Source organism: Oceanisphaera submarina, assembly GCF_046521305.1.
Taxonomy (GTDB): Bacteria; Pseudomonadota; Gammaproteobacteria; order Enterobacterales; family Aeromonadaceae; genus Oceanimonas; species Oceanimonas submarina.
The window spans coordinates 14764-28761 of sequence record NZ_JBKGFN010000009.1; the positions used below are offsets into that span (position 1 = coordinate 14764).

Sequence of the window (13998 nt, forward strand, 5' to 3'; positions counted from 1 at the left end):
CACCTAATAGACAAAAACGCCGGCAATGGCCGGCGTTTTTTGATGTGCCTGTTTGACCGCGATTATTCGGTCTTGCCGATGGCAATGGTTCTCGGCTTGGCGGCTTCCGGTACTTCGCGTACCAGATCGATATGCAGCAGGCCATTTTCCATGTCGGCACCCGTCACCTTGACATGATCGGCCAACTGGAAACGGCGCTCGAAACCGCGTTCGGCGATGCCCTGATACAGATAATTCTTCTGTGATTCGTCCTGCTCTTTACTTCCCTTCACCATCAGGGTGTTTTCATGGCTGGTGATGTCCAGATCCTCACGGGCAAAGCCAGCCACCGCCATGGAAATGCGATACTGGTTCTCGCTGATAAGCTCTATGTTGTACGGTGGATAGCCGGTGTTGCTGCTGCCGCTGGCGGCGTTTTCCATTAGGGATGCCAGGCGATCGAAGCCGATGGCGGAGCGGTACAGGGGAGTGAGATCGAAGCGTGACATAATAATATCCTCTTGTGAGCAACGTTAAGGTGCCCTCCATCTTGGACGGGCGAGACGCGCAATCATGGAATCCTCGGCTGAGCGATTCCCTTGCCTCACTTAAAGATATAAGGCCCTCGAATGTCACTTTCAAGGGCCTGCTTGCATGTTTTTCAGCCGATATCATACCAATTCATATTGAGTCCTCAGGCCAGAGGCAACACAGCCGTCTCCCACGACACGCCATGAACCCATCCATGGGAGCTCGGAAATGCCATCCATGGCATTTCACGGTCGTAGGAGTCGTTCTCTGTTGCCTCTTCTTGAGCACCGAGTGGTCCGCAGACGGCGCCAACAGGCCACGCCGGAGCATCAAAGAGGACAAAGGGATCTGCTTCACCGACCATCACATGACAGGTCAACAACGGCTCCTGCAATGCTGACACTCCCGCCATCCTTGGCGGTCGGATGTCATGTGCTGAGCGCCACAAGGAGGTGCTTGAGCGGGTCGGAGAAGCGGACCCTTTGTCCGGATTGAGATAACAGTCAAAAAGTATCGATCGTTTAATCCGATGGGTATCAGTCGATATCATCCAGCGCATCGGTCACGGCACCCTGTGATGCCGAGTTGACCGTGTGTGCGTATTTGGCCAGCACGCCACGGCGATACCGTGGCGGCGGTGCCTGCCACCTGGCCAGCCGGGCCGCTATGTCCGCTTCGGACAACTGCACTTCCAGCTTGTTCAGCTCGGCATCGATGGTAATGATGTCGCCGTCTTCGACGATGGCCAGCGGCCCGCCCTGCTGGGCTTCCGGCGTGATATGGCCGACCACGAAGCCATGGCTGCCGCCGGAGAAGCGGCCGTCGGTGATCAGCGCCACCTCCTGACCCAGCCCCTTGCCCATGATGGCGGACGTCGGACTGAGCATTTCGCGCATGCCGGGCCCGCCTCTGGGGCCTTCGTAACGGATCACCAGCACCTCGCCTGCTTTGACCGTGCCGTCCAGGATCCGCTCCAGGGTTTCCTCCTCGGAGCCGAATACCCGGGCCGGGCCGGTGAAAGTCAGTCCTTCCTTGCCGGTGATCTTGGCCACCGAGCCCTCCGGCGCCAGGTTGCCATACAGTACCCTCAGGTGGCTGTCGGCCTTGATCGGATTATCCAGCGGCCGGATGATCTGTTGCCCCGCCGGATAGGGCAGCACCGAGCCTAAATTTTCGGCCAGGGTCCGGCCGGTCACCGTCAGGCAATCGCCGTGCAGCAAACCGGCCTCGAGCAGGGTCTTCATCAGTGGCAGTATGCCGCCGATGGCCACCAGCTCGGACATCATGTAATGACCGCTGGGCCGCAGATCGGCCAGCACCGGCACCCGTTTGCCGATGCGGGTAAAATCATCCAGGCTCAGCTCGACATCAACCGCATGGGCCATGGCCAGCAGGTGCAGCACCGCATTGGTCGAGCCCCCCAGGGCAATCACCACAGTAATGGCATTCTCGAACGCCGCCTGGGTCATGATGTCGGAAGGCTTGATATCCCGTGCCAGCAGGTTCAGCACGGCGGCCCCCGCCTCATGGCAGTCCGTCAGCTTGCTGTTCGACGTCGCATTCTGCGCCGAGCTGCCCGGCAGGCTCATCCCCATGGCCTCGATAGCCGAGGCCATGGTGTTGGCGGTGTACATGCCGCCGCAGGCTCCGGGGCCCGGAATGGCGGTGTCTTCTATCTGTTTCACCTCAATCAGCGACTTCTCACCCTTGGCGTGGGCGCCGACCGCCTCGAACACCGAGATAATATCGGTATGGTTGGCTCCCGGCGCTATGGTGCCGCCATAAACAAAGACCGACGGCCGGTTCAGTCGGGCCAGGCCAATCAGACAGCCGGGCATGTTCTTGTCGCAGCCGCCGATGGCCACCAGGCCGTCGAAGCCTTCGCAGCCCGCCACGGTTTCGATGGAGTCGGCAATCACTTCCCGGGACACCAGCGAGTACTTCATGCCGATGGTGCCGTTGGCGATGCCATCGGAGATGGTGATGGTATTGAAAATGATGCTCTTGCCGCCGGCCGCATCAGCGCCACGGCCGGCCTCTTCGGCCAGGCCGTCGATATGCATGTTGCAGGGGGTGAGACTGCTCCAGGTAGAGGCAATACCCACCTGCGGCTTGCTGAAGTCGGCGTCCTCGAAGCCGACCGCCCGCAGCATGGCTCGGGCCGGGGCCTTGGTGGGCCCGTCGACCACCTGGCTGGAATATTTACGGGATTTGCTCTGGGTCATACGGCTGTCCTGCTATCTCGGTTCAACGATATAGCCAGTGTAGTTGCTCAGGCGTGGTACGACGCCCATGACGATGACTACTCCTGCCGCTCCCGGCCGGCCGTGGCTTCTTCCACAATCCAGGAGCGAAAAATTTCCGCGTGAGGGTGTATGTATTGATGAGTGGGATAAACCAGATGAAAGGCTTCCGAGGTCGCCACCTTCTGGCTGAAGGGCGCAATCAGCCGGCCATCGGCAATCATGCCTTCAACCAGTGAACTTCTGCCCAGCGCAAAGCCCTGGCCTTGTGCCGCCATCTCCAGTGCCGAAATCAGAGTATCGAATTGCAGCCCGCTAGGTGTATCGAGATGACTGTAGCCCGTCCTGTTCAACCAGTAGCCCCAGCCCTCTTCATAACCGATCACATGCAGCAGAGGATGCTGCCCCAGCGCATCAAGAGATTTAGATGATAAAGGTTCGTCGATCAATGCCGGACTGCACACAGGAAAGAGTTCGTCCCAGGTCAACCGTTCGGACTTCAGTCCTGCCCAGGAACCCTGACCATAGCGGATTTCCACGTCCGCTTCCTTGTCACTCTCACCGCACCAGATATTGCTGGTGAAACGCAATCCGATATCCGGGTGCCTGGCCCTGAAACGGCCGAGGCGAGGAGCCAGCCAGGTGGTCAGAAAAACCAGATTGACCCTGAGCGTTAACTGGTGAATGCGTCCCTGGCCGAACACTTCATCGGTAGCCACCGACAGCCGCTGGATGGCTTCATGAATAGCAGGCAGATAGGCCAGGCCCGCATCGGTCAGTTCCAGCCCTCGGGGCAGGCGCTTGAACAGCGCGGCCCCCAACTGGGATTCCAACCCCTTCACCTGCTGGCTGATCGCCGCCTGAGTCAGATTCAGCTCGCCAGCGGCCTGGGTAAAGCTCAGATAACGTGCGGCGGCTTCGAATGAACGTAGCCAATTCAGAGGGGGAAGCCTTTTTTTCATGGTGTCCTTCTTTAAAATATTGTCGGCCTCGATGAACTATCCCGGTACAGACATTCCTTTTCCTTCCGAGAAACACTGATAAACCAGCTTCTGCATCTGCGCTCCCATCTTCGACCTTATGGCCATCAAAATAAAGAGCCGCATCCCCCAAAGGAGATGCGGCTCAAATTAGCCAGAGCAGAACGGCGAAGGACCGCCGAAATCTTTTATTTCATGGTCGGCATCGAAAACTCGGCCCCCTCACGGACTCCGGCCGAAGGCCAGCGCTGGGTTACCGTCTTGCGTTTGGTATAGAAACGAACCGCATCCGGACCATAGGCATGCAGATCACCGAACAGGGAACGCTTCCAGCCACCAAAGCTGTGATAGGCAACCGGTACCGGCAAGGGCACATTGATGCCGACCATGCCCACCTGGATATTGTCGGAGAAATAACGTGCCGCCTCGCCATCGCGGGTAAAGATGCAGGTACCGTTGCCGTATTCGTGAGCATCAATCAGATCCATGGCCTGTTGCATACTCTTGACCCGCACCACCTGCAGTACGGGTCCGAATATTTCTTCCTGGTAACTCGTCATCTCGGGCGTGACATTGTCGATCAGGGTTCCGCCCACGAAGTAGCCGTTTTCATGACCGGCAACCTCGGGGTTGCGTCCATCCACCACTATGGTGGCACCCTGTTGTTCGGCACTGTTGATATAAGCCACCACCTTTTCCTGATGCTGGCGAGTGATCACCGGGCCAAAATCATTGCTGCTGTCGGTACCAGGACCCACTTTCAGCTTCTGCATCGCTTCCTTCATGGTGGCTACCAGCGCGTCCCCGGCGGCATCGCCGACGGCAACGGCGACCGACAACGCCATACAACGCTCGCCGGAAGAACCAAAGGCGGCGCCGAGCAGCTGGTTGACCGCATTGTCTATATCCGCATCAGGCATGACGATGGCGTGATTCTTGGCGCCACCCAGCGCCTGGCAGCGCTTGCCATTGGCGCTGGCCATGCTGTAAATGTATTCGGCAATCGGAGTCGAGCCAACAAAGCTCACCGCCTTGACGCGATCATCGTGCAACAGGGCATCGACCGCTTCCTTGTCGCCATTGACCACATTCATCACCCCATCAGGCAACCCGGCCTCTTGCAGCAATTGAGCAATAAAAAGGGTGGATGAAGGGTCCCGCTCGGACGGCTTGAGCACGAAGCAGTTGCCACACACAATCGCCATGGGGAACATCCACAGCGGTACCATCACCGGAAAATTGAACGGGGTAATACCCGCTACCACACCCAGGGGCTGGAATTCGCTCCAGGAGTCGATATTGGGACCCACGTTCTTGCTATGTTCACCCTTGAGCAACTCGGGAGCACCGCAGGCATACTCCACGTTTTCGATACCACGCTGCAACTCACCCATGGCATCGTGGGAGATCTTGCCGTGCTCTTCACCGACCAACTGACAAATCCGGTCGGCATTCTGTTCCAACAATTCCTTGAAACGAAACATGACGCGGGCCCGCTTGAGCGGAGGGGTATTTCTCCATGCAGGATAGGCGGCCTGGGCGGCGGCAATCGCCTGCTCGACGGTCTTTGTCGAGGCCAGGTCGAGTTGCTTGCTGATTTCGCCGGTGGCGGGGTTGAATACATCCTGGCTCCGGGTGCCTTCGGTAACCAGCTGGCCGTTGATCAGGTGTCCTACAGTCGTCATATTGTTTTCCTCGTGTCCATGCATGACAGCCCGGCTGCCGTTGAGTTGTGGGTAATGAATTTGGCTTACCAGAGCTGGCGATAGATAGCGATCATGTCGTCGATGCTCGGCACTCTGGGGTTGTTGTTGGGTGAGCCGGAAGCCAGCGCCTGTTCGGCCATGGTCGGCATCAGATCGAAGAACGTCTGTCGGTCTATGCCGAATCGTGCCGGCGTCGGCACCTGCAGTTCATCGTTGAGCGCATGTAATTCTTTCAGCAGCTTGTCGTTGGCTACCTCGACACTGTCTTGTACATCCGCCACCCCCATGGCACGGGCACAATCCGCGTAGCGTTTCGGGGCGGCAGGCAGGGAATACTGGGTGACGCTCGGCAGCAACATGGCATTGGACAGGCCGTGAGGTACATGAAAGGCGGCGCCTATGGGTCGACTCATGCCATGAACCAGCGCAACCGAGGCGTTGGAAAAAGCAACGCCGGCCAGGGTCGACCCCAGCATCATCGCCTCGCGGGCCTCCTTGTCCGCCCCGTCATGATAGGCACGCCGCAGATTGGGGGCCAGCAGCCGCATCGCCGACAGCGCCTGACTGTCGCTGTAGAGATTGGCCTTCTTGCTGACATAGGCTTCGATGGCGTGGGTCAGGGCATCGATGCCCGTGTCGGCGGTGATCCGCGATGGCAGGCTCAGGGTCAGGTTGTAATCCACCAGAGCCGCTACCGGCATGAAGCCGATGCCCATGCAGAGCATTTTCTCGTCGGTCGTCTCATCGGTAATAATGGTGACCCGGGTCACTTCGGAGCCGGTGCCTGCGGTAGTCGGCACCGCTACAATTGGCAGCCCGGCTTCGATAACCATGCGGGGGAACTTGTAATCCCGCATGGTGCCGCCGTGCTTGCCGAGGATGGCAATGGCCTTGGCACTGTCGATGGGACTGCCGCCCCCCAGGGCGATGATGCTGTCGTAGTCGCCATCACGGACCCTGTCGACCCCGGCCTGTATCGAGCTGACGGTGGGTTCGGGTACCGTATCGGCAAAGACATCCGAGGCTATCTGGTGGCGAGACAGACACTCCTGTATACGAGCGGCATAGCCAAGCTCCACCATCATGTTGTCGGTAATGATCAAGGGCCGCTTGCAGCCCAGGCTGGCCAGTACATTGGGCACTTCGTTGCTGGCACCTTCGCCAACCTGCATGATCCGTGGAAGAATGATCTGATTTGACATAAAGGACTCCAATCCTGCTGAACAATCATTAAACGGTGAGCGATATGGTTTCAGCCCTCACCCGGTCCGGTATATACCCGGTGAATTTCAGACTCCGCCGGATGCTTTGGCGATAGCCTCTTGAACCTGCACACTTGCCCGCTCCTGTGTTGGATCTGTTGCCGACGCCACGTCTTGCTTGAGTGCCTTGCACAGGCCGTAGATCGCCATGATCACCACCACCGAGAATGGCAGGGCCGCGACAATGGAGGCGGTTTGCAGAGCCTTCAGCCCACCGGCGAACAGCAACACGGCCGACACCCCGCCAATCGCGATACCCCAGAACACCCGATAGCGGGACGGTGGATTTTCGTGTCCCATGGAAATCAGGGTACAGATAACCAGGGTGGCGGAGTCGGCCGAGGTCACGAAATAGGTCACCAACATGATGGTGCAGACGATGGCAAACAGCAGGGTCAGAGCCTGACCCAGATCCAGAAGTTCGATGGTCTTGAACAAGGCCATGGTAATGTCTTCATTGACCGCAGCCGTTACGCCGCCATTGCCGAACAGCTCCATAAACAAAGCCGTATTGCCAAAGATGGTGATCCAGAAGGCACCGAGCACGGTAGGAGCAACCAACACCCCCAGCACAAACTCCCGGATAGTACGCCCCCGGGAAATTCGGGCGATAAAGATACCGACGAAGGGTGACCAGGCAATCCACCAGCCCCAGTAAAAGAGAGTCCACCATCCCTGCCAGGGACTTTCAGGATCCGGGTTGACCCAGAATCCCAGTTCCACCGCATGAAACAGGTAGTCACCCATATTGGTAAAGAAGGACCCCAGCAGATAGGCCGTCGGGCCGAAGACAATAAACAGGGCCAGAATCAGCACCGTCAGGTGCATGTTCAGTTCGCTGAGAATACGAATGCCCTTGTTGACGCCTGTCAGCGCCGAAATGGTGGCAATAATGGAAATAACGGCGATCAGAATAGCCTGGTTGCCACTCGATACCTCAATACCGGTCAGATACTGCAACCCCGCGTTGATCTGCTGTGCTCCCAGTCCCAGAGACGTCGCGATGCCGAAAACGGTCCCGAACACGGCCAGCAGATCGGCCGCATGACCGATGGGACCATAGATTCGCTCCCCGAAGATCGGGTAAAGACTCGAGCGGATCGATAGCGGCAGCCCCTTGCGATAGGAAAAATAGGCCAACACCAGTCCCATTACCGCAAACAAACCCCAGCCATGCAGCCCCCAGTGAAATATGGAAATGCGCATGGCAACCTGAGCCGCCTCCACCGTCATCTGTTCACCTGCGGCAAGCAGCGGGTTGCCCTGAAAATGATAGATGGGCTCGGCAATACTCCAGAACAGGATTCCTATTCCGATTCCGGCACCGAACAACATGGAAAACCAGGAAAAATTGCTGAACTCAGGCCTTTCATCGTCCTTTCCCAGCCGGATACTGCCGTAGCGACTGAAAATCAGCCAGATAGCAAAAAAAAGTGTGAAACTGACCAATCCGATATAATACCAGGCCAATTCCCCGGCAATAAAATCCTTGGCCGACGTGTAAATAGTATTGGCATATTCCGGATTGATTACCGTAAACAATACAAATGCGATCACCAGTAGCGCCGACCCAAATACCATGATCGGATGGCCCTGTGATAATAGTCCCTTATCTTTTTCCAAAATGAAGTCCTCTCATTTATTCACCCTGGCCATCACCGGCTACTTCAGATGCCGTGATGATGGACTCTGTCGTTATCAGCCTCGCCGCCATTTTCCAGTTTGCCCTGGTTCTGCAGAGAAGCCCTGATACCGAACCGATTGTTATCGATATGTGAACAGGTGAGAAGCAATAAAAAAATGGCCTGAGGCCATAAAATATTTATGTCCTTGTCGATTTTCTGCCAGAAAAATAAGGCCTGACAAGCCGTAACTGCCGGATGGATAACGATACCCATCCAATGATACACGGCTCTTTATCTCGGCTGCGAAGACGGCTTGCCATGGTTCAAGCCCTGCTTGCCGAGCCCCAGGCATGATGCCCGAGCAAGAAACACCTGGGCCTGCACAGCTTCGGCAGCTATTACCTTTTCTTTTTGCTCTTTACTCCGCACAAGAAATCCACCCACCCCCTTTACTTCAAGTAATAGAACTTGATGAGTGAAAAAGCAGGATTGCTGACCAATAAATAAAATGATGGCTCAGGGTTATTTTTTATTGCTGGTTTACGATTTTTTTCAATCCTAGTATCTCCCTTGCCAAGCAGGCATAAGAAATATACACCCACCAGTGCCGACTCCGGTGCATTGGCAGGTCCAATGAGCGGCAGGGTTTAAGACAAGTTGAATTAAAAAGGATAGATAAACATGAAACAGGAAAATAAATTGCCCTTGTCAGGTGTCCGCGTTGTTGACTTCGGTCAGCAGATTGCAGGTCCGGCTGTTGCCATGATACTTGCCGATCTCGGTGCTACCGTTGTTCATATCGATCCCCCAGCTGGACCGCAATGGGATCATCCGGCCAATGCCGTTCTCAACCGGAACAAGAGCTGCCTGCGCCTGGATCTGAAAACCGCTTTTGGACTGGAACAGGCGTTTTCCCTGATCGATCAGGCCGACGTGGTGATCGAAAACTTCCGGCCGGGGGTGATGAAGAAACTGGGGGTAGACTTTGAACAACTGCGCACGACACGCCCGGAACTGATCACCCTGTCGCTCCCCGGGTTTGCCAGCAATGACCAGCTGCGTCGCGAATGGAAAGCCACCGAAGCGGTGGTGGCCGCGACCTCGGGCGCCTTTACCGACATGGGCTTCAACCGTGTTCTGATGGGCCTTAACCCCAGCTTTTCTCCACTGCCTCTGGGCTCGGCCTATGCCACTACCCTGGCAGCCAGCTCTGTCGTCATGGCGCTGCTGGCCCGGGAAAAGACAGGCCGAGGCGATACCATAGAAGTACCCATCGCCGCCGCACTGATGGAAGGCCTGTCCTACAACTCCATCGTCATAGAAGGCATGCCGGAACGTTACAAGACCATGCGTGAAGAAGAAATCGAACGCAGAAAGGCAACCTGCCAGCCGATGGATGTGAGTTACGAGGAGCTGCAGGAATATCTCGATCCCTTCTACCGTACCTATGAATGTGCAGACGGCCGCATGTTCTATGTAGTGTGTCCGTCGCACCGCAACCATGCCAAACGCTGCTTGCAGGCTCTGGGCCTGTATGATCAGCTGGTCGCCGATGGTCTGCCGGATGTGGAGGATCTGTATCTGCCGATTGCCGAGTGGAAGGGTGAAACTTCCATCGGTGTCTATCCTCTGCCGAAGAAGTGGGCCGACATTATCTCCGCCCGGATGAAAGAAGTCTTCCTGACCAAAACCTCGACCGAATGGGGCCGGGTGTTCGGTGAAGGCCAGATCCCCGGTGCGCCTCACAGAACCACCCGGGAATGGGTCAACGACGAACACACCAATGCCTCCGGCCTGATAGTGGAAGTGGAGGATCCCGAATTCGGACTGATGAAACAACCAGGCCCCGTCACCTGGCTGGAAGAGTCGGCGGAGCAGATGCTGTCTCCACGTCCGAGAAAAAAGGTCAGCTTCGAGCAGGCCCTGACCGAGCTGTCTGCGATGGCGAGGCAGGAGGTCGTTACCCGCCCCCGGGGCAAAGACGTCAAACCGGCCGACCAGGAAGGCTGGCTGGACGGCCTGAAAGTACTGGATCTGACCAACGTCATCGCCGGGCCTCACTCCACCGCTTTTCTGGGTCGCTTCGGTGCCGATGTCATCAAACTGGATCCGGTCACTCCCTTTTATGATCCGCTGATCGGTACCCTGTTCAGTTTCCAGACCGGTATGGGCAAGCAGAGCGCCCTGGTGGACATTACCTCGCCGGAAGGCAAGGAAGCCTTCCACCGGCTGGTACGCTCGGTCGATATGGTGGTGATCAACGCTCCCGAACGCCAGATGAAACCGCTGGGGCTCGATCACGACAGCCTGCAAGCCATCAATCCTGGCGTGCTGTTCTGTCGCCTGGACTGTCTGGGTGGCCCCCGCCGCGGTCCCAAGACAGACTACATCGGCTATGACGATATCATTCAGGCCAACAGCGGTATCATGAGCCGTTTCGGTGGCCCTCAAACTCCGGAAGAGCACGCTCACCTGGGCACCCTGGATGTGAACTGCGGCTTTGCCGGCGGCCTGGGCATGGTGGTCGCGCTCTATCACCGGCTGAAAACAGGCGCCGTTTCCCGGGCCCGGACCTCGCTGTCGGCCATCACCAATCTGGCACAGGTTTCCTTTGCCTTCGATTATCAGGGCCGCGGCCCCTTCTGCGAGCCTTCCGGCCGGGAAGTGTTGGGCAATCATGCCTTGTCACACTTTTATCAAACCGGTGATGGCTGGGTCTTCCTGGATGCCGGTCCGTCCGAACTTGATACATTGGCCGGAGTAGAAGGTCTGGCAGGTATCAAGGCTGCGGAAAATACGGCCGCATTCCTGACGGCAACCTTCAGGACGGCCACCTCCGACTATTGGGTTGATGTGCTGCATGCCGCCGATATTGCTGCCGCCAGGCCGCTCAGTATCGAAGAACTGCGGGAAGCATACAGCCGCGCAGCCGACGGACAGGTGGGGTCAGGCAGCTACGCTTTCTCTGTCTACGACAACCACCCCAGCGGCCACCGTGTGACCCAGATAGATCATTACTCGATTCGTCCCACCGAAGCAGCGGTCGTCGCCCTGACCCCGACCGAGCAATTTGGACATTCCACCCGCGTCGTTCTGGCCGATGTCGGTTACAGCGAAGAGGAAATCGATACCATGCTGAGCAAGCGGATCGCCGGGACAGCCTGGGGCCGTGAATATCTGCCCGGCTGACCTGTCGCCCACTCTCGAAGCTGATCCGCAAGGTTAGCTTCCCCCCATGCTGCCAACCGGGCTAGCCCCCGATTGGCAGCTCAGATCTGAATTATCCGAGATCAAACCGAAAATCATAAAAACAAATGCAAATGATATTTGTTTTTATTTGATATGATGTGTTTTTTAATCGACACAGACCATAGCCCCCACTCATGAAATTGTTCACTCATCGAAAAGTACTCTACTGGCTCGGCTCCTGCCTCTTGATCAACCAACCCCTGCAGGCGCAGGTTTTAAAATGGGATCCTCATGTAGAAGTCGAAGTAAAAACCGGCTCGCAACGCAACCTGGGCAGCAGTCAGGTTTTTTTACCGCTTTATCAAACCGAACACCGCCTGCTATTCGCCGATTTCAGGGGGAAGCTGGATAGCCACTCATCACGCGAGATGAACCTGGGACTGGGATACCGAGAGCTGGTTAATCAACAATGGATATGGGGTGGTTATGCTTTCTTCGATCGCCGCCGCAGCGACCATGGCAATCACTTCAACCAGGTCACACTAGGCACCGAATTACTGAGCGAACAATGGGATGCAAGGGTAAACGGCTACTTGCCTGTTGGCCGCTCAACCTATTCGATGCCGGGATACGACCAGTTGTCTTTGCACAACAGTAGCATCGGCTACCGCGCCGGCGAAGAAAAAGCCATGAAGGGATTCGATGCGGAAATCGGCCGGGCGCTACCACTCCCCGCTGCCATTCCCAAGGCCCACCAACTCCGATTGTATGGTGGGGGATATCATTTTACCGCGTCGAATACGCCGGACATTTCAGGGCCCAGAGCCAGGCTGGAATATAGTATCAATAGCCTTCCCCTGCTCGGACGTCAGAGCAGATTCAGTATTGGCGGGGAATGGCAACATGACGATATCCGGGGCAGCCAGGGATTCCTCGGTATCAAGTTGAGGATCCCCTTGCTGCGTCGGGATAGCGACAGAGCCACCCTCACCGCACTGGAACAGCGCATGGTAGAATCTCCGGTACGAGACGTCGATATCGTCAGCCAGGCCGGTACCTTTGGATCACTGGAAACGGGGATTGACCCGCTGACCGGTCGCGCTTTCGACGACATGCTGATCATCTCCGAAGCAGAGAAGCATCAGGTGACAAGCCTGGTAAACGGTGCTCGCCCCGACCAGATTATTTTCCTCAATACCGATCAGGATACCCGGCTTGAAACAGAGCAGACCCTGGCGCTCAAACGCGGTCAGGTCCTGGCCGGCCGCTACCGGGTTCAGTCCCCCAGCACGGGCCGCAGCCTTGAGATTGGCACCGGTGCCCGCATTCATAACCCCCGTACAGATCAGGATGTGATCCGTTTGGCTTCCGACACCGGCTTACACGATCTCACCCTCTCCGGCGGTCGACATGGAATTCAGGGTGATGGGGCCAACCGGATCACACTGAACACGCTGACCATCCATGATACCGCACAAGCCGGTCTCAACTATGAAAGAGGCGAGCAGCTTACCGCTCACCGGCTCCATATCTACAACCTGGATCAGTCCAGCGCCGATGGTTTTTCCAACGGTAACCCCCTGGGTTCGCTGACGGCGGTTGGGATACGTCTGAATGAAGCAACCCAGGTCAATATCAGTGAGTCCCGCATAGAGAAAGTCGGTATTGGGCTGCTGGGGAATCGGATCCAGGATCTGGCGCTGGACACGACTCGTATCGTCGATACGTCCCAGGAAGGAATAGCACTACACCTGGCCAGGCAGGTCAGGGTAAACGAGGTGGAAGTCGGTCACACCTCCGCCGATGGTATTGCCATTGTCGTAGGTGATGACATCCGAATTGAAAACAGCCGAATACACAACATAGGGATCGGCAATATCGGCATGCGCAGTGGCATCAACATCAGCACTTTTACCGCCGACCCTTCGGTGGCGAATGTTGACGGCTATAACTCGAATTACCATCTGGAAAATCTGACCATAGATTCGGTCAGCAATGCCGGCTTGTTTCTGGCGGGTGTGGACGGCATGACACTGAAGGATATTAGTATCAGCAACACCGCAAAATCCGGCATCATCACCAATAACAGCCCCTTATCCGTAATGAAGAATATGACGCTGGACAAGGTGGTAATCGACCATGCTGCTGTCAGTGGTATTTCACTCAATGGACCTTTTGAAAAAATAGATGGGGATCTCCGGGTCACCAACAGCGGTCTCAATTGCAGTATGTGGTCCAGCTGGAATGCACCGAGCTTTACCCAGGGCCCGGAGGATGTCTTTTCCATCAATGGTACGGCGCTTAATACCGGCAGTGCCGGCGGCCTTTGCCCGGAAGCTTTTTGATTTTTGAGTACGGGGAGCTTTTACCCTCACAGGCATAACGGCCATTAAAAAAGGGGGAGCATCATGCTCCCCTTCTGATCAACCATGATGATAACTGTTGGCTCTCACTCACCGCATGGGTATTTTCATATCAAAAAC

Annotated in this window: 9 protein-coding genes; 2 read left to right on the forward strand and 7 right to left on the reverse strand. The window is 56.6% G+C overall.

The annotated features are described in order from the left end of the window. Positions 1-62: 62 nt before the first annotated feature. The 7 genes from ACLEIV_RS10060 to ACLEIV_RS10090 all read right to left on the reverse strand — a co-directional run bounded on the left by ACLEIV_RS10060 (position 63) and on the right by ACLEIV_RS10090 (position 8599). On the reverse strand, positions 63-488 hold the full coding sequence (locus ACLEIV_RS10060) for an Hsp20 family protein (RefSeq protein ID WP_410456519.1): 426 nt from the start codon (positions 486-488) through the stop codon (positions 63-65). Between the two features lie 558 nt (positions 489-1046). Then, positions 1047-2735, reverse strand: a complete 1689-nt coding sequence (gene ilvD, locus ACLEIV_RS10065; protein WP_410456520.1) for a dihydroxy-acid dehydratase — start codon at positions 2733-2735, stop codon at positions 1047-1049. Positions 2736-2812: 77 nt separating this feature from the next. Next, complete coding sequence (locus ACLEIV_RS10070) at positions 2813-3715, reverse strand: LysR substrate-binding domain-containing protein (RefSeq protein WP_410456521.1); 903 nt, start codon at positions 3713-3715, stop codon at positions 2813-2815. A gap of 206 nt (positions 3716-3921) precedes the next feature. Then, entirely contained in the window at positions 3922-5418 is a 1497-nt protein-coding gene (locus tag ACLEIV_RS10075; protein ID WP_410456522.1) for a CoA-acylating methylmalonate-semialdehyde dehydrogenase, read from the reverse strand. Positions 5419-5483: 65 nt separating this feature from the next. After that, positions 5484-6641: an iron-containing alcohol dehydrogenase gene (locus ACLEIV_RS10080; protein WP_410456523.1), complete on the reverse strand. Its 1158-nt coding sequence runs from the start codon at positions 6639-6641 to the stop codon at positions 5484-5486. An 87-nt stretch (positions 6642-6728) separates the two neighbouring features. Continuing rightward, positions 6729-8324, reverse strand: coding sequence for a BCCT family transporter (locus ACLEIV_RS10085; protein WP_410456524.1), 1596 nt, complete (start codon positions 8322-8324; stop codon positions 6729-6731). Between the two features lie 44 nt (positions 8325-8368). Then, positions 8369-8599, reverse strand: a complete 231-nt coding sequence (locus tag ACLEIV_RS10090; RefSeq protein ID WP_410456525.1) for a hypothetical protein — start codon at positions 8597-8599, stop codon at positions 8369-8371. A 408-nt stretch (positions 8600-9007) separates the two neighbouring features. Here ACLEIV_RS10090 and ACLEIV_RS10095 point away from each other — a divergent pair, with 408 nt between their 5' ends. Beyond that, complete coding sequence (locus tag ACLEIV_RS10095) at positions 9008-11515, forward strand: CoA transferase (RefSeq protein ID WP_410456526.1); 2508 nt, start codon at positions 9008-9010, stop codon at positions 11513-11515. Between the two features lie 194 nt (positions 11516-11709). After that, positions 11710-13860 (forward strand): inverse autotransporter beta domain-containing protein, encoded by a 2151-nt coding sequence (locus ACLEIV_RS10100; RefSeq protein WP_410456527.1) that lies wholly within the window; start codon positions 11710-11712, stop codon positions 13858-13860. The last annotated feature ends 138 nt before the right edge of the window (positions 13861-13998 follow it).

Coding starts and splice junctions, on each gene's coding strand:
- ACLEIV_RS10060 (WP_410456519.1), bottom strand. CDS start 488: ATGTCACGCTTCGATCTCACTCCCCTGTACCGCTCCGCCATCGGCTTC.
- ilvD (WP_410456520.1), bottom strand. CDS start 2,735: ATGACCCAGAGCAAATCCCGTAAATATTCCAGCCAGGTGGTCGACGGG.
- ACLEIV_RS10070 (WP_410456521.1), bottom strand. CDS start 3,715: ATGAAAAAAAGGCTTCCCCCTCTGAATTGGCTACGTTCATTCGAAGCC.
- ACLEIV_RS10080 (WP_410456523.1), bottom strand. CDS start 6,641: ATGTCAAATCAGATCATTCTTCCACGGATCATGCAGGTTGGCGAAGGT.
- ACLEIV_RS10100 (WP_410456527.1), top strand. CDS start 11,710: ATGAAATTGTTCACTCATCGAAAAGTACTCTACTGGCTCGGCTCCTGC.
- ACLEIV_RS10095 (WP_410456526.1), top strand. CDS start 9,008: ATGAAACAGGAAAATAAATTGCCCTTGTCAGGTGTCCGCGTTGTTGAC.
- ACLEIV_RS10090 (WP_410456525.1), bottom strand. CDS start 8,599: ATGGGTATCGTTATCCATCCGGCAGTTACGGCTTGTCAGGCCTTATTT.
- ACLEIV_RS10075 (WP_410456522.1), bottom strand. CDS start 5,418: ATGACGACTGTAGGACACCTGATCAACGGCCAGCTGGTTACCGAAGGC.